Here is a 25213-nt window from a genome sequence, read left to right on the forward strand (position 1 = left end):
CCGGGATCACCCAGCAGCATCTCGCTCCAAACTTCGGCGAGACGGTCCCACTCGGCGTAGGCGGCCCGATGCTCCTCGATCAGCGCCAGAACCGGATCGGGGCCGGCCGGCCGACTGAGGGCCGCCAGCGTGGCCGCCTCCACGCTGCCGGGATCGATCGCAGCCGTGAGCGCCGGCAGGAACAGGCTGGCTCGGAGCGCAGCAGCCCACTCGGGCGTGTCGTTCCCCGTCTCGCGCAGGGCGGATATCCGGCGCTGAAACTCGGCCTCTGCGATGTCGCGCAAGCGGTCCAGTTCGATCCGCAGGCCCTGCGGGATCCAAGCGAAGTTCACGGGTTCGATAGCGGGCGACGCCATGAAGCCGGGCGGCGGCCTCACTGTCAGGAGTCACAGTGACGGCGGCGGCGAGGATGCCGGCGGTCAGCGTGCCCCGCAGGAAAATGCGGCGCCCGGCGTCGGCCTGCTGCGGCTGGCACTGCTGCGGAACCATCGCGGGAGCGGCCGACACCACGGCGAAGCGCTTGGACACGAACAGCCGAACGTCGCGGAGTTGATTGGCGGGCACAGAACGGGTGCCATTCGCCAGCATCACGCCCCCGTTCGGGAACGCGAGGAAGGTGTAGACCTTGCCGGTACGCTCGACCCAGACAGAACCGGTGGTGTTAGCGCCGTTGCGGGCAGAATGAGTGATCTCGAAAGCGGCCATGGGTGCAGCTCCTCAGTGTGCGGCGCGGCGGTGGGCGGCCTTGGCGACCTGCCAAGTGGCTTTGAGAGCGGAGGACAGGGCCTCGGCGCGGGAGACGCCGCAGCGCTCCTGGATGCCGGTGGCGGCCTTGCAGGCGGCGGCCATGATGGCGGCGCGGTCGTACTGGCCGCCGATGACCAGGGGGCGGGTGCGGGCGCCGAGTTCGATCAGGACGCGAGCGCCCATCAGGCCGGCGGGGATCTTGGGCTTGCTGTCGTGCAGCGAGCGGGAGAGGCGGGTCCAAGAGACGGTGCGGTGGGCCATCGGATTTGCCTTGCGCGGGTCACTGCTTACCCTTATCGTGTAATCCCATCCCGATAGCGCGTCAACACTCAACGCGCATGTTTTTGCATGATAGGTGTAAGATGCTGACGGGAGAGCAGTTGCGCGCCGCGCGCGCGATGCTGAAGCTGGAGCAAGGCGAGTTGGCCGAGCTGTCCGGCGTGTCGGTCGAGACGATCAAGCGGGTCGAGCGGATAGACGGGCCGATCAGCGCGAACTCGATGACCCTCGACGGGCTGCAAAAGGCTCTTGAGCGCGAGGGCGCCGTGTTCCTGCCGGAGAATGGCGGCCTGCCTGGCGTTCGGCTTCGGCGTGACCCGCCGGCCAATATTCGAACCCGAAAGCGCAGGGGAGAGGCATGAAGATCGATTTCAGCGCTGAGCAGGCGCAGATCATCGGGTGGTTCATGAAGCACCAAGCCGAGAACGGCTTGCGGCAGGCAGCCGAGATGAAAGCGCAAGCCGAAGCGGCAGGCAGGGTCTCGGAGAAGGTGGCGGCTGGCAGCGTGGATCTCGACGAGGCCGAAATTCGGACTCTGCTGACGTTCCTGAACGGGTTGGGCCTGATTGCCGGCATGGCGCCCGGCATGATCCGGGACGATGCGGCTGCACAGCTCAAAGAATTGCTGCCTCAGATCGAGGGCGCGAAGCGCAAGCTGGACAACTGAACCCGAGGCTTCGGCCGGGCGGCCTTGTCTCGCGGCTCGCCCGGCCTTGCGCACATCCCGACCGCGCCGCGGCTGGTGGGGGCGTACATATCGAGTGCCGTACCAACGTATCAAGCTATGGTGCTAGCACCGTAGCAACGTAGATATCTGCGGAACTGCCGAACAACGCCGCTACGTGTCTGCCGAATCAGTTCGATACGGGGCTACTGGCATCACGCAACTGGCGGCTTGCCGTGCTTGGCGAGTACGTCGTTGATGGCCTCGGTCATCACGTCCTGCAGCGTCACCTCACGGTCGAGCGCGACCATCTTGAGGGCTCTCCACGCCTCAGGTCTCGCGCGAACCAGGATCCCGCGGCGACCGTCCGGCTGGCGCTTGCCGCGCAGAGGCTTCACCGCGACTGCCTCTGCCTGCGCGGCCTCCTCCATCGCGGCCAACGGTGCGGCCGCGGGCGCCTCGGCGACCTTCGGAGCCAGACGGGCGCCGAGGTTGGCGAACGAGGGCTTCTTGCTCACTTCTTCGATCCCTTGATGCCGAGCGCGCGACGCGTCTCTTGCCACAGATCCGAAACTTCGCTGGCCGCGGCACTACCCGGCTCGAACTCGCCGACGGCCTGCCCGCTGGCGAGCGCGTGCGCGAACGCAGCCCGGGTTGTGATCTGGCCGGCCCACGGGGTCGCGCTCATCGCGAACAGCGCCTCACGCGCCTCGGTCACGACGTGTGCAACCTGGACACCGCGCCTGGGTGGCGCCGAATTGATGACTGGCAGCACCGGCTTGCCGATCGCGCGAGCCATCTCCAGCGTCGCTGCCACCGCGGCGATGTCGAAGACGGCCGGTCGGAACGGGATCACGGCGAGGTCGGCCACGCGCATGGCCGCGGCGATATCGGCCGTGTTGTGGGGCGGGGTGTCGACGAAGCACCAGCCGATCCCGTCTTTGCGCGCTGCCTCGATGGTGTCGGGTAGATCGCGGGCCTCACACTTCACCAGAATAGGGGTCTCGGCCTGGCGCAGCTCGTGCCAAAGCGCGAGGCTGCCCTGCGGGTCAGTGTCGATCAGAAGGGCCGGCGCGTCCGGCGCATCGGCGTAGACAGACAGGTGCGCGCACAGCGTGCTCTTGCCGCTGCCGCCTTTCCGGCTGGTGAAGGCGACGACTCGCAACGTCCGTGCTCCCGTGTCTCGATGTCGTCGTGCGGATGCAGCGTGACACGCCCGTTCGCCGCTGCTTCGCTGCGTCGACAGATCCGTGCGACCGTTCTGGCGCATCGACGTAGCGTGCTAGCACCGTAGCGACGTGCCTTGCTGCGGCGCTGCCGTTGTGGCACCATCTCTTACGCAAGACAAGTGCCCTTATCTTGCGTTGAGGCGATCCCGGTGCCGAACCTGCTCAACCCAGTCCTGTTCACGGTGCTCGGCGATCCGATCACGTTGGCCAAGGTGTTGTCGGTCGCGGGGTTATCGCTCGACGTGCTCGGCGTCGTAATCCTCCTGACACAGGATTTGCGCACGCGGCTGGAAGAAGTGGCCGACACGAACGGCGATGCCCAGATCCGGCGCGACATGCAGCGCCGGATGTACGGCACGCCACCCTACACGACATCGGCACAGATGCTGGCAGAGGCGCGCCTAGCCCGGAAGGCACTAGCCCTGCTGCGCGGCACTCGCGTCGGCTTCGGGCTGGTCCTGGTGGGCTTCGTCTTACAGCTTGTCGGAACACTGGCGTCATGAGCACAGCCCTCGTCCCGATAGCCGACCCCGTCGAGGCGCTGCCGCCCGCGCAGGCCGACGACGACACGCAGATGGTCCGGCTGTGGCTCGCCCGGTCCGCCAGCCCGAACACGCGCCGGAACTATGAGCGCGAGGCCCGCCAGTTCATGGCGCACGTCGGCAAGCCGCTCGGCTCGGTGCGGATGGGCGAGCTGCAGGAGTACATCGCGGCCCGGCCGGGATCCTCGGCCACGGTGGCGCTCACGGCCGCGGCGCTCAAGAGCCTGTTCGCCTTCGCGCAGGAGGTCGGGTTCCTGCGGTTCAACATCGGCGCGGCCGTAAAGGTGCCGCCGATCAAGAACACCCTGGCCGAACGCATCATGGCGGAAGCCGACGCGCTGCTGATGATCCGGCAGGAGCCCGGGCTGCGAAACCGGGTTCTGCTGACGGTGCTCTACGGCGGTGGCCTGCGGATCTCGGAGGTGTGTGGCCTGCGCTGGCGGGATCTCGCAGCTCGCGACTCGGCGGGGCAAACAACGGTGTTCGGCAAGGGCGGCAAGACGCGGGCGGTGCTATTGTCGGCCGCGACGTGGAAGGTGCTGATGGCCCTTCGCGACAATCAAGCGGCAAAGTCTACCAACTGGTCGGTCGAGGCGCCCGTGTTCCTGTCGCGGAAGGGCGGGGCGCTTGATCCGAGCGCGGTTCACCGGGTGGTGAAGGCTGCGGCTGCCCGGGCTGGGTTGCCGGGCGAGGTCTCGGCGCACTGGCTCCGGCACGCGCACGCCTCGCACAGCCTCGATCGTGGGGCACCGATTCACCTCGTGCAGGCCACGCTCGGGCACGCCTCGGTGGCGACGACAGGGCGGTATCTGCACGCGCGGCCTTCGGAGAGCAGCGCGAAGTTTCTGGGGGTGTAGGCCGGGCGCCGCTAGCTGATAATACAGCACGGAAACAGCGGCGGCCGGCGGGTTTTGCGACCAGTACGCGCGCACGCGCGAGGCAGCCAACTTGAAAACAATCAAGTTTTTCAAGCTGCAACCGATCGGGTCTCGTCGTGGGTCGCGCCGTAGCGCTTGACCATCAGCCTAGCGCCTTCCCGCAGCGCGTACTCGCCGGATGCCTCCATCGCGGCGACCACCGCAGCGAAACTCCCGTACCGCTGGATAAGACGTTCGAGCTTCCTCTGTACCTTGGCCTCGATCTCCTCGCAGGTCATGCCGGCGAATGGGTCAGCCCGGTGGCTCGCTTCGATCCTGGCGATGCGGGCCTCGATCTCCTTCAGCCTCATGCCCACGCCTCCGGGTTCGTGAGCCCTTCCCGCGCCAGCAGCGCGCCCGCCCATGCATCGCGCTCGGGGTCGATCGGCTCGCCAGCTACGGACTGCCGCAGAACCGCAATCAGGCCGTCGAGCTCGTCGTCGGTGTAGCGATGCGGCCCCGGTTTGAGGTTCGGGTTCTGGTGCTCCAGACGCTCGATGCGGCTCTTGAGGTCGTGGAGCTTCATCGGCGGATCCCCTCGATCTCGGCGAGGCGACGGCTCAGATCCGCCGCCGTGATGGCGTCGATGTGGGCCGAGACCGCCTTGCCGATGTCGGCTGCCTCGCTGGGTGTGATCTCACCCGACGATCCTCGGCGCCATGTGCAGCTCTGCGGGGAGCGCCTGATGGCCGGCGGCTTCGGATCGGCCCTGCCGTCGTTCGCCTCGGGCGACGATCAGACTGGCCTCTCACCTGAGCTGCGCGCGTGGTTGCAGAGCCAGGGTGCGCCGTCCGCGGTAGCCGTGCCCCCGGCGGTCGACGGCGCGCTGGCCCAACGCGGCCTGCCGTCCATGTCGTCCGTACTCAACGGCATGATGAGCGGGGCGACCGGCGATGCGCAGGCTGTCGGCGACGCGGGGAGCCGCATCGGCGGCATGCTCAGCGACATGCTCGGGCGCAGCGGCGACCTGATCGGCAAATTCCGGGACGGCACGATCAGCCCCTCGGAGTTCCTAGGTGCGGCTGCGGGCCGGGCGCGGGATGCGGCAACGTCGATCGTGACTGCCCCGCAGCGCGCCTACAGCGGGGAGTTGCCGATCTGGGACCCGACCACGGGCCACACGACGGACGAGGCGCAAAACGCTGCGAACGGGCTGGCCGGGCTCGCAATGACCGGATCCCTTCCGTTCAAGGCGCCGGCGGGTGCCCTTCGTTCGTTCGGTGGCGGCCAATCCCTGGACGACCTGTTGGCGTCGATGGATTCCGCCATCAGCGCCGCCAAGCCGACGTTGGAGCCGCCCCCGCCCGGTCCGCGGCTGCTCGATCCGAACGCGAAATCCTGGGATCTCTACCATGGGTCGACGCCTGGGCAGGACTTCCAGCGGTTCGATCCCTCGCTCGCCAACAACCCGGCCGAGCGCGGTGCGGTGTTCTTCGCGCCCGACCCCGAGACTGCCGCCGCCTATGCCGGCTCCCCGAAAGCTGGCGCCGAAGCTGGCTCGCGCGTGTTCCGTGCGACGGTGGACCCGGGAAAGACGGGCGTCTTCGACCTGTCGCACCTCGCCGAAACCGATCCGGCTTTCAGCGCCAGGGCGCGCGAGCTGACGGTGCGCGACAGCAGCCCCGGCTATGGGTCGCTGCATGATGGCTACATGGAGACGTACCGGGCCCGCCGTGAGGGTGACAGGGACATCGCCCGTCAGGTCGCCGAGATGGGTTTCCCCGTCAGCCACGACCCGTCCGGCAACATCTCCTACGGTTGGGGCCACATCGGCGCTGCGATCGAGCGGGCGCAACAGCAGGGCCTCGATACCGCGATCTTGCGGAACCTCGCCGAGCACGGCGGGGACGACCAGGTGGTGGCCCTCACCCCGAACCGGGTGCGGTCTGCCTACGCCCCCGACCAGCTTCTCTACAGCGGCGGCCCTGGCGGCGCGGCTGCCGGTCTGCCTGCCCTCGCACAGACGGGCGATTTCGATCCGCTCACGGGAACGGTCATCAGCGGCACCCCGCGGCCGATCGGCGGGCAGCAGTCGCCCAGCCAGCCCACGGGCGGCGCGCCGTCGGCTGCCGGACCTCAAAGCGGTCCGCAGCAAAGCCTGATGGAGCGGTTTGCGCAGGGCCTGAACAGCCCAGACCTGTCCAACCTGCTGATGAACGTGTCGATCGGCCTGCTGACCAATCGCGGCATCGGGGCTGGCATCGGCGCTGGCCTGCAGGGCTACCAGCAGAGCCGCATGGGGGACGTGAAACAACAGCTCCAGATGTACCAGTTGCAACAGCAGGTGCAGCAGCAGAACGCTACCCGTGCGTACCTGCGAGGCAAGGGGCTGTCTCCCGATCAGGTGGAGGCGGCGACGCTCAACCCCGCGATCCTGTCATCCATCCAGTCGCAGATGAACAAGGACCCGCAGCAGTTCACGGTCGGCGGCAACATCTTCCTCGGCCGGCCCGATCAGGACCCCTCGACGTGGCGAAATCTCGGACCCTCGGGCATCCCCCTCGACCAGGAGGTGAGGAAGGCCGACGCGCTGGCGACCGTGAAGGACGCTCACGCCAAGGACGACATCGTCACGATTTCCGACGGCCAGGGTGGCACGATCGCGGTCAACAAGAGCAACCTGTTCCCCAGCAAGGACGCAGCCGGGAACGCCGCCGCGGGCGACCAGGGCGGCAACTCGACCGTGCGGACGCTCGTGCCTCCGCAGCCCGACAAGAAGGCCAACGAGGGGCTGGATAAGCTGATCGGCGACAACATCACTGGCGGCTACCAGAAGGCTCAAGGCGCCGTCGGCACGCTCGCGGCGATCAGCCGGCAGAAAGAAGCGCTCGACAAAGGCGTGATCTCGGGGTCCGGCGCGGACTGGCGGACCCAGGCCCAGGCCATCGGCGCTCAGCTTCTCGGGATCGACCCGAGCCAGCTCAACGCCTCCTATAACTTCGATGCCGCCTCGACGCAGAAGCAGGCCGAGCTGGCGAAGGCGGTCAGCCAAGCCGGACATACCACCAACATGGACCTGCAGCTCGGCAAGACCATCGCGGGCGGCGACCGGTCGAAGACGGAGCAGGCCCTGCGGCAGATCGTGGATGCGCAGGAGACCCTGGCCCGTCACGCGATCGACGCGCACAACGCCTCGCTCGACCGGTACGCCAAGATTGCCCCCGAGGCCGCCGCGCGCACGGGGTTCTTCCACGTCGATACGCCCGAGGTCTACCGGTACGGCCAGGGCACCCCGAACCCGCTGGCCGATCCCGGCGCACGTCTGCCGGTGCCAGGCGACGCCCTCGGCATGGCGCGCGCCGCCATCGCCCGCGGGGCTCCTCGTGATGCCGTGATTGGCCGGCTGCGCCAGAACAACATCGATCCGGGGAGCCTCTGACATGGCTGGTCTCAGCTTCGATGACCTGATCCCTGCGCAGGGCGGCCAGCAGGCGGCATTGTCGTTCGATGACCTGATCCCGAGCGTATCGGATGCCCCTGCAGCGGGCGTGGCCGGTGACGCCTCGGCAGCGGTTGGGCGAGGTCTCGTCAACGGTGTGCCGATTATCGGCCCCTACGCGCTGTCGGGCCTGGAGCATGCGGCTGCGGGCGTCCGGTCCCTACAGAGCGGTGAGCCCTATGCCGACGAGCTGAAGCGGGTTCAGGGCTACAGCCAGCAGACCGCGGACGCGAACCCCGGCGCGACCACCGCGGGCGAGATAGGCGGCGGCATCGTGGGCACGGCTCCGCTGATCGCGGCGGCTCCCGCAGTGTTCGGCGCGGGGTCTGGTGGTCTAGCACTCCGGTCGGCCGCCTCGATGGGGACGGGTGCCATTATGGGCGGTGCGGACTCGGCCGTTCGCAGCGGTGGCGATCCTATCGAGGCGCGGAACGGGGCTATTGCTGGGGGCGCTCTCGGCGTTGTCGCTCCGGCCGCTGGTAGCGCTATCGGGGCCGGCATCCGCAAATTTTACGACCTCGTCGGCGGCCTTCGCGCGCCTGAGAGCGGCTTCGGATCGGCCGCCACGCGCATGCTCGGCGAAGATGTTGCCCACTCGGGTGGCGTCGATGCCGTGCGTAGCCGCCTGGACGAACTCGGTTCGCCCGCGATGCTGCTTGACGCCAGCCCATCGCTTCAAGGTCAGGCGCAGGGTCTCGCAGTTCGGCCGGAGACGCGGCAGGCCGTGACGGCGCCGATCATGGCCCGTACAGCCGGCACCAGCGATCGCCTCGCGCAGGACGTGAACGGTGCCCTTGGACCGGCGCAGAGTGCCCCAACCGCGACCGTGGATCTCCGGGGGCAGAGGATGGCCCCCAATCAGGCGATCGGAGCCGCGGTGGACGGGGCTACGGATCCCGTCAGTGCGCAGAACGTGGTCTATTCCATCGATGGCCGCTTGCCTCTGGCCCGCGGGTCAGAGGAGGCCGTGCTGCGCCGGGCTCGGAGCATGCTGGCGCGAGACGACGCGGACGACCGGATCGCGCCCCGCACGACGATGGGCGATGATCTCGGAGGGACGATGGCGGGCCTCGTGGGCGGTCCGAAGGGCTATGCCCTGTCGCAGGCGGCGCGCGCAGGCAAAGCGGTCATCAACGCCATGGGGCGTGAGTCCGACGTGGCGCGAAACAGGCAGCTCGCCGATGCCGTGACCTTGGGACAAGGTGATCGGCTGAACATGCTGTTGGACGCGATCAACGCGCGGGGCCTGATGCAGCAACGGGCGGCGCAGCTCGGGCAGCTCGGCGCACGTGGGACGCAGGCGGCGATGCTGTCTCAGTCGGATCGGGCAGGGCCTTACCTGCCGGCGCCCAACCTGCTGCTGCGGTAAGCCGCGAGGGCGCCCACAATGACAACCAAGCCGAGAATACCCCAAACCCCTGCTTCGCCGATCCTGGCGGCCAACCAATCACCCACGCTTGGGGCTGCTGCACGCGCCCCCCACCCCAGCGCGGTCATCACCAGCGCGAAGACGACAAGGGTGGTCAGGATTTCAGCGGCGCGGCGCATGCCTGAGAATGTGGCTCCGCCTCGCCGTTCTGTCGATAGCCGCCAGGATCGAGCGCGGAGGCTTGGGAAGGCCGTTGCCCCGAACCCGCACACAGACACCCGAAATCGCCTGACGCCCGCCAGCGGGCCGGATTTCGCAGCCATGGGGCATTCCAGATGAGCGACGGCAACGGCTTCGGCGGCCTACCCTCTTTTGCGGGCGGCGATACAGGTCTCAGCCCGTCAATCTCGGATTGGCTGCAGATGCAGGCCCTCGCCCAGGCACAGGCTCAGGGCGGGGTCAGCCAGGGCATGCCGCAGGACGTTCCGCCCGCCGCGCCTCCGGGCTTCACCGGCTACAACTCGCCGACCCCGCCGACGGGCGCTCCGACCGCCGTTGTGCAGCCGCAGGCGCAAGGCCTCGCCTCCGCGGCCATGAACGCGCTGGGGCCGTCGAGCGCGCAGGCGGCCACGAACGATCCGAGCGACATCCGCGGCCGGTTCATCTCGACGTTGCAGCAGGGTGGCCTCACGAACCCGAACGGTCTCGGCGCGGTCGCGGCCTACGCGCAACATGAGAGCCGGTATTCGCCCTCGAACATCACGGGGAGCTGGTCCGACCCGAGCGAGAGCGGACAGGCTGGCACATCGGGCGGCATCCTGTCGTGGCGGGATGATCGGCTGGCGAACATGAAGGCGTTCACGCAGGGCGCGGCCGATCCAGTTGCCGCGCAGGCGAACTTCCTCCTCCAAGAAAACCCGCAGCTCACGCGAGCCTTGCAGAACGCCCAGAGCCCGCAGGAAGCCAACGCGCTGATGGCGGATGCGTGGAAGTTTGCAGGCTATAATCGCCCGGGCGGTGAGAATGCGGCCCGGCTGGCGACGACGCAGGCCTATGCCAACAGCCTCGGGGGTGGGCAGGCCCTGCCGGGGGTGGGTGCCGCGTCGCAGATGTCGCCGGGTATCGCCCGTCCGGCCGGCGCCTCGATGGGTGCGACAGCACAGGCCGGCGCATTCGGTCTCGGTGGCATCGTGGGGCAGGGCGCGGCTGTGCCGGGCCAGTCTTCGCCAACCCCTGATGTCGCTTCTCTGTCGGGTCAGCCGCTCGCCCTTACGCCTGGGTCTGGTAGCTTCGACGCCCCGGCGGCGCAGCAGAACAGCCCCTATTCGCAGATCGCCAACGCGCTCAAGGGTGCGGCTGCAGCGCAGCAGAAGCAAGGGCAGAAGGCGGGCGGCATGATGGGCGCGCAGGATGTCGGTACGCGGCCGATCAGCCTGCAGCAGGCGCGGGCCATGTTCGACCCGGGGAAGTTCTATGCCAGCCTACGGAATGCGGGCGTGCGGGGCGTGTAGCTTTCAGGCCCTGCGCATGGCCTGCGCCCGCAACTGCTCAGCTTCTTCCTGCCACGCGTCGCGCTCGGTCCTTATAGCCTCGACCAGGGCGTGCATGTTGCCGGCGTCGATCGCGGTTTCAACGAGCATGTCTTGAGCGGAGGCCAGTTGCTCACGCAGTTCGGCGTTCTCGGCCGCCAGCGCCAGGAGTAGCGCGGCTACGACATCGCTCACCTATGCAGCCTACGGCCTTGATAGGTCCTGCCCGTGCCCCAACCACTCACCATCGGTAGTTGAATGCTCCCTTGACCGCGTGGTCCTGCGCCCGCGCGCCCACCTGGCCGGTGTAGTTCAGGCCCAGCGTGACGTTGGCCGCCACCTGCACGTCCAGGCCGGCAGACGCCACCAGCGCATCCCGCGCGATTGGCACACCCGCCGTCAGGAACGCCTGCTCGCCCCCGCCAAACGCCAGCAGCGCCTGTGGAACCACGTCCCCGAACGCTCGCCGGTAGCCGAGCAGGCCCCGCGCGATGATCGGCGTCGCCGTCCCGAACAGGTCGGACAGCACCGCCTGACCCTGCAGGCCCGCGGTCGCCGTCTCGACGTCGTAGGAGCGCCCGAACACGGTCAGTGCCGAGGCACCCCCGGTCTCCGCGAAGCGGTCCCGGCGGATATGGATCGCCGCCCCGCCAGCGAACGGTTCGACGTAACCCTGCGCGAAGCCAATGCGGTAGCCGACCTCGCCGAACCCGTTCACCGTGTCGCCGCCCGCCTTGCCCGTATCGGCCTGGCTGAAGCCCGGGAACAGCACCGTGCGGCGGGTGTCGAGCGCGTTGCCGGCATAAGCAGCGCCCGCCCGGATTTGGATCGCCCTGAGTGATGCACGCCCGTACACCGCCCCGAACCCGCTCTCGACATTGCCAGTGGACTGGCGACTCGTCACATCGAAGCTGGTGAAGGTGTAGCCCGCCGCCACGCCCACCCGTAAGTCGTCGAACAGCCCGTCCGACAGTACGCCGAACCCGGTCTCGCCACCGAGCACGAAGCCGCCGGTCTGGCGGGTCAGGTGCGCCGCGTTTCCGTTCGAGGCGGTGTTGCCGAAGCTGCCGAAGCCCTGGCCCCAAAGCGCGTAGTTCGGGGTCACGGGGCGCACCGACAGCAGGCCGACAGCCTGGTCGCCAGCTACATCAGCCGAATACATCGCCGGTAGGGTGGTACCAGGTGCGAAGCGCTGGCCGATCGTACCGGTTAGACCGGGGCCGCCGAGATCCGGCCCCGCGAAGCCGTTGCTCTCACCGAAGCGCAGGTGGTCGAGGATCGCCTCCTGCACTAGGAACGCGGTCTGCACCTGCGCCGTGATCGCCGAGGCCTGCACCTCGCCCGACAGGCTGTTGAGTGCTTGCACGGCGCCGGGCGCCGTCTGGTTCAGCACCGCGGTAGCGACCTGCGCGGCTGGGGTTGAGACCACCGTCGTCGTGCCGCCGCTGTTCGTCATCGTCGTGGTGACCGTGCCGTTCGCCGCCACGCTCGTCGTCGTGGCCGGCGTCGGGCTGGCCGTCGTGGTCGTGGTCACGGTCGGCCCAGCCCCGTTCAGCGCCGTGGCCGTGCCAGTCTGGTTGCCGGTGGACGCCACCGTCGTCACTGCCGCGGTCTGCGCGAAGCCGAGATAGACGTTGTTGCGATCGTAGCTCAGCGACGGCGTCAGGAAGGCGAGGTTGCTCGTGGTCTGCAGGTTCGTGAACGTGCCGATCACGCCACCGCTCGCCGAAAGCAGCGTGTAGCGCAGCGCCGGGGTGTAAGTGCCCGAGCCCGCCAATATCTGCACCGTCCCGCCCTGGATCGTCGTCGTGCCGGTGACCGCGGTGCGATCGTTGGTGGTGGGGGTGACCTTGACCTGGTAGAACGAGCCCGGGGCGAACGTGAGCGGTCCAGTGATCGACAGGGTGCCGATGCTCGTCGCGCTGCCCGGTGCGAGCGTGCCGCCGGCGTTGATCAGCGGATCGCCGATCTTGCCCGAGCCGGATAACCGGCCACCGAGGTTGACCGTCACGTCCGAGGCGGTGAGCACGCCGTCGACCTGCAGAGTGCCGGCATCGACGGTAGTCGCACCCGTGTAGGTGTTGCGAGCCGTCAGGATCGTGGTGCCGGGACCCGCCTGGGTGAACACGCCGGTGCCGGAGATCGGCGCGGCGAGGGTCAGCGTGCCCGCCCGGTTGGCGATCAGCGCGCCGTTGTTGGTGATGGCGGCAGTGGCGTCGATTGAGCCAGTGCTGCCGCCGGTACCGAGCTGCAGGGTTGCGCCGGCGCTGATGGTGGTCGCACCGGCGTAGGTGTTGGCTCCAGTCAGCGCAAGTGTACCCACACCCGCCACGGTGAGCGGCCCTGTGCCGCTGATGACCCCAGCTTGCGTCAGGGTGGTGGTGGCCCCTGGCGCGAATGTGCCGCCGCCGACGCTGAGGGTGGTCGAACGCGATGTGGCGAAGCTAGCAGTGGTGGCCAGCGTGCCGCCGCCGAAGGCGAGCGCGCCAGCCGCGTCGCCGAGATTTGTGTCGGCTGCGACTTGGAGGGTGCCGCCATCGATGGCGGTGCCGCCCTGGTAGCGGTTTGTGCCGGTCAGGGTCGTGGTGCCCGAGCCTGTCTGGACGAGACTGCCAGCGCCGGAGATCGCGCCCGCGAAGGTCATTGCGTTGGAGCGATTGAGGGTCAAGGTGCCGTCGTTTGCCACATCGCCGATGATCGAGCCACTGGTGCCGCCGCCGGCACCGCTGCCGAGTTGAAGGCTGGCGCCCGTGGCGATCGTCGTACCGCCGCCATAGGTATTGGCCCCGGTGAGCATCTGAGTGCCGCCGGTCAGCTGCAGACCGCCCGCACCGGAGATTGTGCCGCCGAAGCTGCCTGCCGCGGCCGTGAGGGTCAGAGTGTTGGCACCCAGCGCAACTGTGCCGGTCTGGTTAGCCCCGGTGTTCGACAGTCCGGCGATCGCTGTGCCGCCGGTATGGCCGGAGATGTCGAAGGTGGCCCCGGTGCCGAGCGCTACGGTGCCGGAGGCGGAGATCAAGCCGATTCCGGATAGGGCGAGCGTGCCAGCGGTGATCGTGGTGGCGCCGGTGTAAGTGTTGGCCCCTGTGAGCGTCTGGGTACCGCCCGAGACGGTGAGACCGCCGCTGCCGCTCATCACGCCGCCGTAGCTCGTCGAGCCGTTCGTGATGGTCAGCGTCTTCGCACCGAGCGAGGTGCCACCGCTGCCCGACAGCGTGGTGATCGAGGTGCCATTCGTCGTGGCGGAGATGTCGAAGGTGCCGTCGTTGGCCACGCCGCTGGACTGGGCGATCGAGCCTGCGCCGGACAGGTTGAGCGTGGCGCCGGTGTAGATCGTGGTCGCGCCCGTGTAGCCGTTGACGCCAGACAGAGTGGTAGTGCCTGTGGTGGGTGCGATTCCGAAAAGGCCGGAGGACGCGGCGTTGAAGACAACATCGCCCGCGCCGTTGATCTGGCCGGCGAAGCTGCCCCCGCCGATCGTAGTCGTGGTACCTGCAGCGTTGGTCAGCACGCCGCCGGTGGTGGCAGTGTCACCCTGGAGGTTGCGGATCGCCGAGGTGAAACCATTGAGGTCGAGCGTGCCCCCCGCGTCGATCTGGGTCCCGACGAGCCCAAGAAAAATGCCGCCCAGCGTGGTGTCCCCAGCGCGCAACGTCCCGCCGGCGATCTCGTAAGTCTGGCTCCTGGCAGCACTAGCGGTACCACCCGGTGAAAGGACGATCGTCCCGGTATCACTCGACGACCCGAAGACGACGCGTGGGGCCCTTTGGGCATCGAAGCCACCCGTGAGCGTCGTGGTCGTGCCAGCGGCAGCGCCGATGCGCGAGGCGATCGTACCGTTCAAGGTGAGCTGGTTCGCTAAGGTGCCGGTCTGGGCGAATGCGAGCCCGGCGTCGCCGACCGTGATCGTGCCGGTACCGCCCGCGTCGATGGTGCCGCCGGTCTGGTGGTTGAGCTGCAGCGTGCCGGCCGAGACCGTCGTGCCGCCCGAGTAGGTGTTGGCGGCGGACAGCACGAGGGTGCCCGCGCCGACCTTGGTCAGCCCGAAGCCATTGCCGCTGTCGCCGATCGCTCCGGAGATGGTCAACCTGCCGGTCCCGCCGATCGCGGCGTTGGCGCCGAGCGTGACGGCCCCGGAAACCCCAGCCGTGCTGGTGCCGGTCAGCGCTCCTGCGTCGCCGGCGCCGGTGCCGGAGAGGGTCAAGGAGTTGGCGATCGTGACGCCGTTGACGTCAAGGGTCGCGCCGGAGGCGACCGTGGCGCCCCCGGTGCCAAGCGCGGCGGGGTTGGCGGCGCTGAGCGTACCGACGGTGATAACCGTACCGCCGGTGTAACTGTTGGTCCCAGACAGTACGAGCGTACCGGCGCCGGTCTTGGTCAGGTGACCTGACCCATTCGCGCTGTCTGCGATGATGCCCGACAGGGTGGCGGTGTTGGCGGCCGTATCGACCTGCACCGTGCCGGCGGCATTGAGTGCGATGCCCCGCGCGCTGGTGAAGGGGGCGGGGCCGGCAAGGATCTCCAGCGTTCCACCACCAAAGGTCAGCCCACCGGAGGTCGCTCCGAGGTTGCCGTTCTGCGAGACCGTCAGCGTACCCTGATTGATCGTCCAGGGGGTGATGGCGGTGGTCGTGCCGGTCAGTGTCCAGGTGACCGTACCGGTTTTGATGAAGGCAGAGAAACCCTGGTACTGAGCAGCTGAGCCGACGGCACCGATAGCAGACACATCGAAGGTTTTGGCGTTTGCGCCGCCCAGCAGCAGTGTGCCGGACGCGCCGTTGGCCGTCTGCACGACCACGGCTCCGGTGATGCCAGCATAGAGCCCGCCTGCAGTCGCGGCTTGCAGCTCCAGGCTGCTGGCGCCGCCGGTGAAGGTGACGGCGTTGGCGCGATTAGCGGCAGTTCCGCTGCCCGGCAGACCCCCGGCGATCGTGCCCGCGTTGATGATGGACAGGGTGGCGCCGATGACGCCGATGCCGCCGATCGCGGCGGTACCGCTGCCGGTCGCCCCACCAGAGCCGCCCTGAATGGCGCCGGCGTTGGTGATGGTCAGACCGCTTCCGCTCACCCCCGCGCCGCCCGCGCCAGCAGGGTTAGACCGGCTGGAGTCACCGGTGCCGCCCGTGCCACCGGTGATGGTGCCGCCGGCGTTGTTGATCAAAGTGTTGCCGGTGCTGGCGAACGACACGCCCGCGCCGCCAGTGCCGCCAGCTCGACCGTTGCTGCTGTTGCTGTTGCCCCCGTTACCGCCAGTGATACTGGCACCGGTGAGGTTGATCAGGATCGCGCCCGCCCCGGCGAATGACACGCCTGTTCCGCCGACGCCGCTCACGATGTTGACGAGGCCGCCGCCGCCGGCGCCGCTGCCGGCGACGCCGCCATTGCCGCCCGTGATGGTGGCGTTGTTGGTTAGGGACGCGCCTGACCCGGCGAATGATGCGCCCGCCCCGCCTGCCCCGCCTGCCCCGCCCGTAAGATAGGTGCCGGCCCCCCCGACGCCGCCGGCGCCTCCGGTCAAGGTGCCGACGGTAAGGTTAGTGAAGGTGGTGTAATCGCCGGCGAAGAACGCGCCGATACCCCCGTCTCCGCCATTACCGCCTTGGAAGGAACCTCTCCCGGCGCCGGACAAGCCGCCGGCTCCACCTGTGCCACCCAGGATAGCGCCGCTGTTACTGCCGGTCAGCGGCGCGGCGACGCTCGCTCCACTTCCGGTCACGACCGCGCCGTACCCACCCGCGCCGCCGCCCCCGCCGCCACCGATTCCGCTGTAGGATGTACCGCCCGCGCCCCCGGTGCCGCCAGTCAGCGTCCCAGCATTGGTCAACGTGGTGTTCACGTAAGCGTTGAAGCCACCTTGGCCGCCGCCCCCGCCGCCGCCATCGGGGTAAAACCATTCACTCGGAGGCATGCCGTTCCCGCCCGCCGCGCCGTCGAGACCACTAGCCCCGATCCCGCTCCCGGTTCCGCCCGCGCCACCATCTGTGCCGACATCCGCGCCGCCCTGGCCGCCCGCACCACCGCCCGCGCTGCCGCCGCCACCGCCGCTCTCGTTTGAGCCATTTTGGTTTCCATTGAACGCGCCGGCGTAGCCCGTGCCCCCGGCGCCACCGGCAGACCCATTTTCGGGCTTACCGCCGTTACCGCCGTTCGCGGAAGCCGGGCCAGATGAACCGATCAGCCCAAACCATCCCATCGGCACCATCAGGACGGCGGCCGAGACCAACGCCGTGCTCGCCGCAAGCGCCCGCCGCAAATTCCGGCCCGTCAATGCCCGGTCGGCCATGAAGATCCTGCCATTCCCCATCACCCGTGGGGTCGCAGCGAGTGACCACGGTCGAGATTAAGCGTTTCCCTAACAGCGACGTTTGATGGAATAGGCAGCCGTCTAGGAGCGGATAGATTTGCGTCTGCTGTGTCTGAGAAGCCACAATCACAGTCCACGGGGGCGTGAGTTCGCGGGAGGTCTGCTTTCGCGACGTAACCTCGTTTTACTCGAATCGTTGAGCGGCTTGGCGAAGTGCCGGACCGCCGTCCGCTATTCCGTCCGCTCGCAGACCTTCACCGCATGGCTCGCTCCGTCCCACCATCCGCGCAGATTCTCGTTCGGTCTGATCCGTAGAGGTCGTCCGCTGCCCTCCGGCAGCCCTTCTTCGCTTCCGTATCCACACCCCCTCTCTGTGGATCTCCCCTATCCGTGGGGTGAAGCGTTTTGCACCCTATGCTGCCCAACAGCGCGGGGGCCGCGGATCGACCTCCCCGCCGAAGCCACTGCAGCCACTCGCGGGAGATGATCCGGATCACGTTCGGATCCGACTTCCGGCCCTGGTGGCGCCGCTCTTGGATCGTCAGCAGGCCGTCGCCCTCGGCCAGCCGGATCGCTCCTTGCGCCAGTCGCCGGCAGACGCCCGCCCGTGCCGCGATAGCGTCGATGCACAGGCCACAGGCCCCGTTGCGGGCCATCTCGTCCCCGACGATCCGGAGCACCGCGAGCTGCCCGGTGGTGAACCGTGAGGCGAGCGCAGGCGGCATCGGACCGGAGCAAGCCAGCCGGCGGCGGCGCTCAATGGCCACGGATCGCTCAGGGGCCCGCTGGAGGCGCTTGGGCGGGAACAGCGTCACACGCCCGAGCGGGATGCCGACGGGCGCCACGGCCTCGCGCACGGCGCTCCTGCGGGTGTGTAGCGCCTCGGCCAAGCCCTGAGCCTCGGCGTCGGTGACGGTCTCGGCGGCGTGGGCCTGCCAGATGGTGCGCGACAGGCTGTCGAGCTGCGCGAGCGTGCGCGCGTCCTCGATCGCCCCCCGCATGGTGGCGTGAAACATCGAACCCGGTCCTTTTCGGACCGCGGCTGTGATCAAGGCACGACTTCATCGCTCCGGGAATTGGCGTTCCCGTTGACTCCCGAGGGGAGCTGTGGCTGATGGGGATTTGACATGGGCCCCACTAGGCCACTTCGATTTCGCGGGCTCTCTGTTTGGCGACAGGGGGCCCGTAGTCGTTTCAGGGTCTCAGATCCGCGGTGGCTGTGCTCCTGATGGGGGCCGCGACTCGCCAAGGCGGGTGCGGCCGGAACGGTCCATGTCGGCCGGGCGGCACGGTTAAGTCAACGTTGCGCGCATGTGCAGGTGCGCCTTACCCCTCGGCCACGCCGGACCGGGCCGCCAGCGCCTCAATCGGTAGGATGAACCTACCTGATCGTTGTCGAGTATTCTCGCAGCCTAGGCGATATTCTAAATCGAGGTATTGGCCTTCGCGAGCGTTGTTCAGCTCGAACAAGCCGAACGGGCGAAAGACGATACCTGATCTTATCTCAACAACAGATGAGCTTGTGCCCGGATTTATGACTTGATTGGCCCCCGCATAAAAGCAAAGCCATTCCCCTTCTTGGGTCCGCCGATAATCAAATCGAGGCTCTGAACGCACGTCGCCGTATATATGACCTTTCAAGTATAAGTACGGGTATTTAGCCGTAACTTCGGATAAATTTTTCAATTGCAGCACGAGCTCAGATGTTTGATTTCCGGCGCCATCCGTTGAGATGATGTCGAGCCTCCACGCCAAATGCAAATCAGGAACTGCTAGGCGCTTAAACGCGTCCTCAACGTCATAGTGCTCCATCTCAAAGAAGCTGTCGCCCGCGCGCTTGAAGTACTGCTTCTGTCCACTCGCCTCCGAGCTATGCGGTCGGCGTTCTGAGCGCTCCACATAGATCAGCAAGTAGCCCGATCCCGGAGCAGCCGCAGCCGGAACCGCATACAGTTGAATGCCATCGTGGCGCGGCTGGATGAGCTGCCCAACGAGGGTTGTCGCCTCGGACAAAAACAACTCGATCTGAGCTATCGGCGCAGACGGGGCTTGAGCGCAGTCAATGCCATCTTGCCCTTTCTCTGCATTCACTCCCCAGACCAGCAGGCCACCGGCTGAGTTTGCGAACCCTGAAACGGCCTTGGCTAGGATCTTCTTGTCGTTCGCGTCGAAGCCGCCCTTCTTGGGGTCACCCTTCTGCTTGAAGTCGAGCTGTACGCCTTCCTGCATCCGCTCATCGATCAAGCGCTGAATACCCGTTTCGCCCTCATGGATCAGTCGATCGAAAAGTTCGCGCATGTAGCCTCCAGACGCTTATGCTGGCACGACTCGGGCAGCGGTGTCTCCGCCGCTCGCCTGTCGGTGAGGAGGCGGTGGCTAGATCACCCGCGCCTGTCTGACGTGCTCGGCCGCATCAGGTGCAAAATGCGTCGCCGCACTTGCCCCGGCCGGTTTGGCTTGGACACCTTCACTGCATGATCCGATCCGAGCTCGTCGCCCGCATCGCGGCGCAGAACCCGCACCTGTATGCCCGGGACGTTGAGCGGGTGGTCGGCGCCATCCTCGATAGGATGACCGACGCGCTGGCCGCGGGCGATAGGGTGGAGTTGCGCGGCTTCGGCGCCTTCTCAGCCCGAGAGATGAGCGCCCGCACCGGTCGCAACCCGCGCTCGGGTGACAGGGTGGAGGTGGCAGCCAAGACGGCCGTTCACTTCAGGCTATCCAAGACGATGCGGGCGCGGCTCAACCACCAGAGGATTGAGCCGGAGGACGAGGCGGAACGGCTTCTGCGCGCGTCTTGATTGCAAGGGGCTGTTCGGCCCGGGAACTGGGCATGCAACTGAATACAATATTTTAGGTTGGTTGCAGGATTGGGAGGATCGGCAGTTCGGGGCCGCATCAAGGGCGTGCTGGCTGCTCGACGCAGCGTGATACGATGGTGATGTCTAAGAACGTCTTCGGCCTGATGGCTCGCAGGCTGGGAGGCGCCGTACCACTGCCCGAGGCGGACGAACGCGCGATCCTTGATCTGCCGCTCATCATCCGCACGATCGAAGCCTCCCGGGATATCCTCTATGAAGGCGGCCCATCCAACCATTGCTGTGTGATCCTCAATGGCTGGACCTGCTGCTATCAGCTCCTGACGGACGGCCGACGTCAGATCCTGTCATTCCATGTACCCGGCGATCTGCCGGACCTGCAGAGCCTGCACCTTCCGTCGCCAGATTTTGGGATGGCTACGGTGACCCGCAGCATCGTCGCGTTCGTGCCGCACAGCGACCTGCAGAAGTTGTCGGACCGATACCCTGCCATCGCTCAGTGCTTCTGGCGGGAAGCTGTCATCACAGCCGCTACACACCGGGCGTGGATCACCAGCCTCGGCCGACGCGATGCGCGTCAGAAGCTGGCTCACCTCTTCTGCGAACTGTACCTACGCCTCAAGACTGTTGATCTCACCGATGGCTGCAGCATGCCGATGCCGCTCCGGCAGACTGACTTCGCCGATGCGTTGGGCCTGACCTCGGTGCATGTGAACCGGACGCTGAAAACCCTGCGCGATCAGGGTGTGATGGACCTGTATGCCCGCCGGCTGACGATCCACGACTGGGACACCCTGCGTGAAGTCGCTGACTTTAACCCGAAGTATCTACACCTCGCCGATTAGGTAGCTCGCTTTGGCTCGATGGGCGTTCCGGGTTGCGTGAGATACCCCAATAGGCCCAGTCGACCTGCCCAGAGAACTTTTTTGCAGCATACATGTTTAGCGCGGCATCGCCTTTGGAGATGCCGATGGCCCGCTACTTCTTCGATGTGAGCAATGGCAGTGACGTCAGCGACGATGTGGGCCTCGATTTCGATGATGCCCACACCGCTTCGCAGGAAGTGCTTCGGTCGCTCCCCGACATGGTGAAAGATCAGCCGCTCGGGCGTATTGGTGAGAAGGTCAGCGTCACGATGCGGGACGACCACGGTATTCCTGTCTACCGAGCTACCCTCACGATCGAGGGCGAGTGGCTGCATGGCACTCCTTGACATCATGTGACGGCAGCAGGATCGCCCGCACCTCTCTGACGTGCTCGGGCTCAGTAATGCCCGGCAGCAAGGCGCCGATCGCTTCAGAGCAGGCCAGCCAGCACCGCGCGAGGGTCGATTAGACAGCGCGCTCGACTGCCGGTCGCATGAGGTCGTCGATCCGCCCCTCGCCAAACCGCTCGGCCACGTAGGCCAAACCAGCCTCGCTGCAGGCTTGGTTCAGGCCTTCGTCTTGGTGTAACGCCATGATCGACCGAGCCAGTCCCACCGACGTATCCGCCACCAATCTCGCCAGCGGCTCTGGCAAGTCGATGCCTTCCGCGGCTGCGGGCGTGCACACGCACGGCACGCCCGCCGCGAGGCTGTCGAGCACCTTGCCCTTCACGCCCGCCCCGTAGGCCAATGGCGCCACAGTCAGCCGCACGCCGTCGAACACGGATGCGAGGTCAGGCACCTGTCCGATCACCTCGACGCCTGGTTGGGTTAGGGCCAAGGCTCGCAAATTCTCGGGTATGTCGCTACCGACCAGAAGGCACAGGATCGCTGGACCTGACGTCGCTACCGCCGGCATCACGGCTTCGATCAGGTATCGCGCCGCGTCGACGTTCGGCTTGTGCCTGTAGCCACCGATGAAGGCCAGCCCTCGCCGTTGCCCGAATGGTGCCGTGGTAGGGTTTGGCGCCACAGCCCAGGGCACGACGTGTACCCGCTCGGCCGGGATGTGTCGGCGCAGCAGCGCCGCCTCAACGGTCGAATGCGTGATGACCGCGTCCGCGGATCGCGCCGCGGTCAGCTCCAAGAACCGCAGGTGCTCGGCGTAGGCCGCGAGATCGACGCGACCCTCGACCTCGGCTTGCCGCGCAGTGCGCAGGTGGTGCAGGTCGGCGACGCTGTAGACCAGCCTCGCGCCCCGCTGCGTATCGCGCACGAGCTGGGTGTATCGCCCGGCGGTATCGACCCGGTGCAGGTACACGAGCGCGAAGGCCCCACTGTGCCGGCGCAGAACCTCTTCCACCGTGACGTACCAGGGCGACAGGCAGCAGCGCACGCCCTCGGCCTCCAGCGCAGTCGCGTCGCCAACCATGTCGGCGGGGGCGAAGGTAACAGCATAGCCGAGCCGCTGCAGAGAGCGGACATGCGAGAGGATCGCGTTCGACCCTGCGTCGCGGCCCGCCGTCGGCATCACGGTATCGATCACCAGCGCGCGCGGCCGGCTGCTGAGTTCAGGCGCCATCCCGGCATCGTCGGCCCCGGCCTGCCGCAGGCGCTGCGCCTCCTTCATGAGAAAGACGAGCCGCCGATCGCGCTCTGCATAATCGACCGGCTCGGCAAGTGCGTGCGCCAGCCGTGCCTGCAAGTCCTCATCGAACGCGGTGATCGGGTCGAGGGCCCGGGGAGAACCCGGCAATACCGCTCCATCGCCTTCGCGGCGCACTGCCACTGTGCACCTGGCCAGCGCCGGCAGCACGCCCTCGGGGAAGGTGAAGTCGAAGCCGTGCCGGCCGTGGCCGATGCCCTCGCGAACCAAATCTTCGCGGGGGCGGTCGGCGAGGCAGCGGCCCACGACCCGTCCGTCAACCGAGATGAACAGGCTGACGGGGGTATCGGGCGCAGCGGCGTCCTGCGCCCAACCGATCATCTGCCGGCGGGACAGCCAATCGACGTGCCCGCGTAGCACCATCGATCAGGCGGCGAGGACGACCGCAGCCTCGACGCGCAGCAAGCCGACGACGGCGCTATCGGCCGAACGGCGAACCTCGACCGTGTGGGCGGCACTCGGCGCGAGCGGCTGCGGCAGCTCCAGATCAAAGGCGTGGCAGCCATCGCCGATGCCGGCAGCCTGAAGGTCGGCCCGGTAGGTCTCGGCGAGGGCAAGCGCCACCACCGCGCCGTCCACGACGATGTCGAGGCAGACCGGGCCATCCGGGTGAGCGAGATCCTGCGCCCAGCCGGTGATGCGGCTGCCGTCGCACAGGTCGAGGTGGCCGAGCAGCTCGCCGAACACGCGGGCGGGCGCCACCGGTAGACCGGCACGCAGCGCGAGGCGACGGCGCACCGCCTCCAGGGCGTAGCCGTGCGTGACGCGCTGAGCGCAGTAGACCGCCGCAACCGGCCACACGGGCTGATGCGGATACAGGGCGCGGTAGCTGGCGGCGTTGTGGAAGATCGCCCGGCCGCCGTCATCGACGAAACTCTCAGCCGGGGCGCCCTCTGCGAGCAGCACGTCGTGGCTGTCGAGCTCGATGTGCCAGTAGGTGACGCTCTCGACGCGGTCGGCCTTCACGATGGTGGTACCGTTGACGAGGTACTCGGCCGGGATGAGCACGCCGTCGAGGTAGAGCGCGTGGTCGGGCGAGACCCACAGGTCGCGGGTCGGCACGCCGTCGGCGAGCGCCCCAGCCTTGACGCAGACCGGCAGGACGGCGGGGTTGGTGTTGGCGAAGCGGCCGATGTAGCTGCGGTTGCCGATCCAGCGGATGGGGCGGTGCTCGCCCGAGGAGGTCACGACCTCATCGCCGATCGCCAGAGCCTCGACCGCGACTTCGCCACGGTCAGCCAGGATGCGCGTATCAGTGCAGTAGCACGGGGCGTTGTTGGCCGGAGGGGCTGGATTGGTGGGCTGGCTCGGAGTGACCGGCGTGACAGGCTGCGTTGGAGTAGCGGCGAGCAGCCGGAGCGTCGCGCTCCCGCTGCCACTATGAATTCCAGCGGCCGTCTCGGCCGTGTTCGGCGTGCCGGCGTTGTATGACGTGCCACCGAAGCCAGCGTCTCCGCCAGAACCATAATTACCGCCCGCACCGCCAGTATAACCGCCGCCACCGCCGCCGCCGGGAAAGCTGCTGCCGCCGCCACCACCGCCGTAACCGCCCCTACCTCCGGCGCTACCACTGGCCGCCCCGAAACTGGTGTAACTGGCTGCACCATTGCCGCCGCCACTGCCGTTGGCACCTGCGCCCAAAAGGCCCGCACCGCCGCCTCCTCCGCCGCCGCCGGTTCCACCCGCGCCCCCAAGACCAGTGCCATTGGCACCGGTTGCTGCAGCCAAACCGCCGTGGCCATTTTGAGTTTCGCCCGCGCCGCCGCCGCCGCCAGCGGCTAGTAGCAGGGAGTAAGTCTGCCCTCCGTCAGTGCTGCCGAACACGAAGGTCCCGCCGCCGCCGCCGCCTGTATCAGTAGCAGCCGCACCTTGATCGCCGACGACAATTCGAAGCTGTTCGCCCGCCGTCAGGCCAAAGGTGCCACCTGTCGCAGCTCCCAAACCACCAGTGTACGATGCGTGAGCACCGCCCTGACCACCGAAAGCGGATAGGTCGTAGTCACCAGCAATAGTAACCGTATAGTTCTGGATCGCACCGGTAAAGTTGAAGGTGATCGGGTTCATACTTATCCAACAGGCTCGCGAGCTGCGTCGGCTTCGACCTTTCGGCCTGCGCTGCGCGACGACCGGCGTGCGCGCGTTCCGCTAACCTGATGGATCCCGACGCCACGAGTCGAGAGTCGCTACGATCACACGACAGTCACTAGTACCTTCAACCTGTCGTTTTACCAGGACCTGTGTTGTTCGCGCGACAGGCGTGCCCCTTGACGAAGCGTCGATCAAGCTCGCTCCAGCAAGTCGATGATGAACGAGCCTGCCGCCGCGATGACGTTGCCGCGGCCGCCCCATCGCAGGGGCTCGACGTGGATCACGGTCGCCTCGGCGGCTACCGCCGGCAACGCGGTCTCGGGCGCCTCTGCCTCGCGGTCCTGATCGTTCCCGCGCAGCCATGTGACCTGTGAGCCGGTGGCGTTCTCAGGGGCAGCTAGGGACGGTTCAGCGTCCCCGCCGTCCTCGTGGTCCGCGTCGCCGTCCATGCTGTCGAGCACGGCAATGATGCGGTCCGCGGCGTCGAGGGCGACTTGCGCCGCCTCCTCCAGGCTGGCGCGTAGTGCGGCGCCGGTCAGCGGCTCACTGGCAATGTTACCAGTGACCGGCTTCGGCCGCGGGGTGAAAGTGAGCACGTCGCCCATGGTGTCAGGTCTCGGGTCGCGATGAAGGGGAAGGCCCGGCGGGATCCGGCCGGGGCGGTACGCACGGCTACGGAGAGGGGCGCTGTCAGCGGTCCTCGCGCTTGGCCTCGACGTGGGCCAGCAGCTCGCGGGCGAAGGCCTCGATCGCGGC

23 protein-coding genes are annotated in these 25213 nt (G+C 67.6%); 10 read left to right on the forward strand and 13 right to left on the reverse strand.

Features of this window, described 5'->3' with window-relative positions:
• Positions 1–356: hypothetical protein (locus tag MKK88_RS26810; RefSeq protein ID WP_244005261.1), on the reverse strand; the 356-nt coding region annotated here is incomplete at its 3' end.
• A gap of 361 nt (positions 357–717) precedes the next feature.
• The gene (locus tag MKK88_RS26815; RefSeq protein WP_244005263.1) at positions 718–1008 is read right to left on the reverse strand and encodes a hypothetical protein; all 291 of its coding nucleotides are present in this window, start codon (positions 1006–1008) and stop codon (positions 718–720) included.
• 101 nt (positions 1009–1109) lie between these two features.
• On the opposite strand from MKK88_RS26815, the gene MKK88_RS26820 reads away from it, so the two are divergent.
• Complete coding sequence (locus MKK88_RS26820) at positions 1110–1388, forward strand: helix-turn-helix domain-containing protein (RefSeq protein WP_243971435.1); 279 nt, start codon at positions 1110–1112, stop codon at positions 1386–1388.
• A complete protein-coding gene (locus tag MKK88_RS26825) occupies positions 1385–1693 on the forward strand; it encodes a hypothetical protein (protein WP_244005265.1) in 309 nt (102 codons plus the stop codon). The genes MKK88_RS26820 and MKK88_RS26825 overlap by 4 nt, the downstream gene beginning before the upstream one ends.
• Before the next feature lie 212 nt (positions 1694–1905).
• Here the strand turns inward: MKK88_RS26825 and MKK88_RS26830 are convergent, their stop codons facing one another.
• Positions 1906–2208 carry a ribbon-helix-helix domain-containing protein gene (locus MKK88_RS26830; protein WP_244005267.1) on the reverse strand — a complete coding sequence of 101 codons (303 nt, stop codon included), beginning with the start codon at positions 2206–2208 and terminating at the stop codon, positions 1906–1908.
• Complete coding sequence (locus MKK88_RS26835) at positions 2205–2855, reverse strand: ParA family protein (protein WP_244005269.1); 651 nt, start codon at positions 2853–2855, stop codon at positions 2205–2207. Before MKK88_RS26835 ends, MKK88_RS26830 begins: the two co-directional genes overlap by 4 nt.
• A 213-nt stretch (positions 2856–3068) precedes the next feature.
• Here MKK88_RS26835 and MKK88_RS26840 point away from each other — a divergent pair, with 213 nt between their 5' ends.
• Together MKK88_RS26840 and MKK88_RS26845 are read left to right on the forward strand one after the other, a co-directional pair.
• Positions 3069–3422 carry a hypothetical protein gene (locus tag MKK88_RS26840; protein WP_244005271.1) on the forward strand — a complete coding sequence of 118 codons (354 nt, stop codon included), beginning with the start codon at positions 3069–3071 and terminating at the stop codon, positions 3420–3422.
• Complete coding sequence (locus tag MKK88_RS26845; RefSeq protein WP_244005273.1) at positions 3419–4318, forward strand: tyrosine-type recombinase/integrase; 900 nt, start codon at positions 3419–3421, stop codon at positions 4316–4318. The genes MKK88_RS26840 and MKK88_RS26845 overlap by 4 nt, the downstream gene beginning before the upstream one ends.
• Before the next feature lie 110 nt (positions 4319–4428).
• Here MKK88_RS26845 and MKK88_RS26850 read toward each other — a convergent pair whose 3' ends face one another.
• Positions 4429–4689, reverse strand: coding sequence for a hypothetical protein (locus MKK88_RS26850; RefSeq protein ID WP_244005275.1), 261 nt, complete (start codon positions 4687–4689; stop codon positions 4429–4431).
• Positions 4686–4904: a hypothetical protein gene (locus MKK88_RS26855; protein WP_244005277.1), complete on the reverse strand. Its 219-nt coding sequence runs from the start codon at positions 4902–4904 to the stop codon at positions 4686–4688. The genes MKK88_RS26850 and MKK88_RS26855 overlap by 4 nt, the downstream gene beginning before the upstream one ends.
• Positions 4905–5063: 159 nt before the next feature.
• Between MKK88_RS26855 and MKK88_RS26860 the strand changes: the two genes are divergently transcribed.
• The 3 genes from MKK88_RS26860 to MKK88_RS26870 all read left to right on the forward strand — a co-directional run bounded on the left by MKK88_RS26860 (position 5064) and on the right by MKK88_RS26870 (position 10697).
• Complete coding sequence (locus tag MKK88_RS26860) at positions 5064–7757, forward strand: hypothetical protein (protein ID WP_244005279.1); 2694 nt, start codon at positions 5064–5066, stop codon at positions 7755–7757.
• Between the two features lies 1 nt (position 7758).
• A complete protein-coding gene (locus tag MKK88_RS26865; RefSeq protein WP_244005281.1) occupies positions 7759–9186 on the forward strand; it encodes a hypothetical protein in 1428 nt (475 codons plus the stop codon).
• Positions 9187–9521: 335 nt separating this feature from the next.
• On the forward strand, positions 9522–10697 hold the full coding sequence (locus MKK88_RS26870) for a hypothetical protein (RefSeq protein ID WP_244005283.1): 1176 nt from the start codon (positions 9522–9524) through the stop codon (positions 10695–10697).
• Positions 10698–10700: 3 nt separating this feature from the next.
• On the opposite strand, the gene MKK88_RS26875 is transcribed toward MKK88_RS26870, so the two are convergent.
• The 4 genes from MKK88_RS26875 to MKK88_RS26890 form a co-directional block, all read right to left on the reverse strand.
• Positions 10701–10910, reverse strand: coding sequence for a hypothetical protein (locus MKK88_RS26875; RefSeq protein ID WP_244005285.1), 210 nt, complete (start codon positions 10908–10910; stop codon positions 10701–10703).
• A 46-nt stretch (positions 10911–10956) separates the two neighbouring features.
• A complete protein-coding gene (locus MKK88_RS26880; RefSeq protein ID WP_244005287.1) occupies positions 10957–16998 on the reverse strand; it encodes an autotransporter-associated beta strand repeat-containing protein in 6042 nt (2013 codons plus the stop codon).
• Positions 16999–17273: 275 nt separating this feature from the next.
• Entirely contained in the window at positions 17274–18035 is a 762-nt protein-coding gene (locus MKK88_RS26885) for a hypothetical protein (protein ID WP_244005289.1), read from the reverse strand.
• Positions 18036–18345: 310 nt separating this feature from the next.
• The gene (locus MKK88_RS26890; protein ID WP_244005291.1) at positions 18346–19317 is read right to left on the reverse strand and encodes a helix-turn-helix domain-containing protein; all 972 of its coding nucleotides are present in this window, start codon (positions 19315–19317) and stop codon (positions 18346–18348) included.
• A gap of 176 nt (positions 19318–19493) precedes the next feature.
• Here MKK88_RS26890 and MKK88_RS26895 point away from each other — a divergent pair, with 176 nt between their 5' ends.
• The 3 genes from MKK88_RS26895 (at position 19494) to MKK88_RS26905 (ending at position 21051) form a co-directional block, all read left to right on the forward strand.
• Positions 19494–19820 carry an integration host factor subunit beta gene (locus MKK88_RS26895; protein WP_244005293.1) on the forward strand — a complete coding sequence of 109 codons (327 nt, stop codon included), beginning with the start codon at positions 19494–19496 and terminating at the stop codon, positions 19818–19820.
• Between the two features lie 140 nt (positions 19821–19960).
• Positions 19961–20683 carry a Crp/Fnr family transcriptional regulator gene (locus MKK88_RS26900; RefSeq protein WP_244005295.1) on the forward strand — a complete coding sequence of 241 codons (723 nt, stop codon included), beginning with the start codon at positions 19961–19963 and terminating at the stop codon, positions 20681–20683.
• A 125-nt stretch (positions 20684–20808) separates the two neighbouring features.
• The gene (locus MKK88_RS26905) at positions 20809–21051 is read left to right on the forward strand and encodes a DUF6894 family protein (protein ID WP_244005297.1); all 243 of its coding nucleotides are present in this window, start codon (positions 20809–20811) and stop codon (positions 21049–21051) included.
• Positions 21052–21169: 118 nt separating this feature from the next.
• Here the strand turns inward: MKK88_RS26905 and MKK88_RS26910 are convergent, their stop codons facing one another.
• The 3 genes from MKK88_RS26910 to MKK88_RS26920 all read right to left on the reverse strand — a co-directional run bounded on the left by MKK88_RS26910 (position 21170) and on the right by MKK88_RS26920 (position 25062).
• Positions 21170–22690, reverse strand: coding sequence for a glycosyltransferase (locus tag MKK88_RS26910; protein ID WP_244005299.1), 1521 nt, complete (start codon positions 22688–22690; stop codon positions 21170–21172).
• A gap of 45 nt (positions 22691–22735) precedes the next feature.
• On the reverse strand, positions 22736–24433 hold the full coding sequence (locus MKK88_RS33960) for a Hint domain-containing protein (RefSeq protein WP_279602557.1): 1698 nt from the start codon (positions 24431–24433) through the stop codon (positions 22736–22738).
• Between the two features lie 215 nt (positions 24434–24648).
• A complete protein-coding gene (locus MKK88_RS26920; RefSeq protein ID WP_244005301.1) occupies positions 24649–25062 on the reverse strand; it encodes a hypothetical protein in 414 nt (137 codons plus the stop codon).
• Between the last annotated feature and the right edge of the window lie 151 nt (positions 25063–25213).

The sequence above is a fragment of the Methylobacterium sp. E-005 genome, from assembly GCF_022829725.1.
Classification (GTDB): Bacteria; Pseudomonadota; Alphaproteobacteria; order Rhizobiales; family Beijerinckiaceae; genus Methylobacterium.

What these genes read in the sequence shown, in the direction of transcription:
- MKK88_RS26815 (WP_244005263.1), bottom strand. Translation starts at nt 1,008, where the DNA reads ATGGCCCACCGCACCGTCTCTTGGACCCGCCTCTCCCGCTCGCTGCAC.
- MKK88_RS26820 (WP_243971435.1), top strand. Translation starts at nt 1,110, where the DNA reads ATGCTGACGGGAGAGCAGTTGCGCGCCGCGCGCGCGATGCTGAAGCTG.
- MKK88_RS26825 (WP_244005265.1), top strand. Translation starts at nt 1,385, where the DNA reads ATGAAGATCGATTTCAGCGCTGAGCAGGCGCAGATCATCGGGTGGTTC.
- MKK88_RS26845 (WP_244005273.1), top strand. Translation starts at nt 3,419, where the DNA reads ATGAGCACAGCCCTCGTCCCGATAGCCGACCCCGTCGAGGCGCTGCCG.
- MKK88_RS26850 (WP_244005275.1), bottom strand. Translation starts at nt 4,689, where the DNA reads ATGAGGCTGAAGGAGATCGAGGCCCGCATCGCCAGGATCGAAGCGAGC.
- MKK88_RS26855 (WP_244005277.1), bottom strand. Translation starts at nt 4,904, where the DNA reads ATGAAGCTCCACGACCTCAAGAGCCGCATCGAGCGTCTGGAGCACCAG.
- MKK88_RS26860 (WP_244005279.1), top strand. Translation starts at nt 5,064, where the DNA reads ATGGCCGGCGGCTTCGGATCGGCCCTGCCGTCGTTCGCCTCGGGCGAC.
- MKK88_RS26865 (WP_244005281.1), top strand. Translation starts at nt 7,759, where the DNA reads ATGGCTGGTCTCAGCTTCGATGACCTGATCCCTGCGCAGGGCGGCCAG.
- MKK88_RS26870 (WP_244005283.1), top strand. Translation starts at nt 9,522, where the DNA reads ATGAGCGACGGCAACGGCTTCGGCGGCCTACCCTCTTTTGCGGGCGGC.
- MKK88_RS26880 (WP_244005287.1), bottom strand. Translation starts at nt 16,998, where the DNA reads ATGGCCGACCGGGCATTGACGGGCCGGAATTTGCGGCGGGCGCTTGCG.
- MKK88_RS26885 (WP_244005289.1), bottom strand. Translation starts at nt 18,035, where the DNA reads ATGTTTCACGCCACCATGCGGGGGGCGATCGAGGACGCGCGCACGCTC.
- MKK88_RS26890 (WP_244005291.1), bottom strand. Translation starts at nt 19,317, where the DNA reads ATGCGCGAACTTTTCGATCGACTGATCCATGAGGGCGAAACGGGTATT.
- MKK88_RS26895 (WP_244005293.1), top strand. Translation starts at nt 19,494, where the DNA reads ATGATCCGATCCGAGCTCGTCGCCCGCATCGCGGCGCAGAACCCGCAC.
- MKK88_RS26900 (WP_244005295.1), top strand. Translation starts at nt 19,961, where the DNA reads ATGTCTAAGAACGTCTTCGGCCTGATGGCTCGCAGGCTGGGAGGCGCC.
- MKK88_RS26905 (WP_244005297.1), top strand. Translation starts at nt 20,809, where the DNA reads ATGGCCCGCTACTTCTTCGATGTGAGCAATGGCAGTGACGTCAGCGAC.
- MKK88_RS26910 (WP_244005299.1), bottom strand. Translation starts at nt 22,690, where the DNA reads ATGATCGGTTGGGCGCAGGACGCCGCTGCGCCCGATACCCCCGTCAGC.
- MKK88_RS33960 (WP_279602557.1), bottom strand. Translation starts at nt 24,433, where the DNA reads ATGAACCCGATCACCTTCAACTTTACCGGTGCGATCCAGAACTATACG.
- MKK88_RS26920 (WP_244005301.1), bottom strand. Translation starts at nt 25,062, where the DNA reads ATGGGCGACGTGCTCACTTTCACCCCGCGGCCGAAGCCGGTCACTGGT.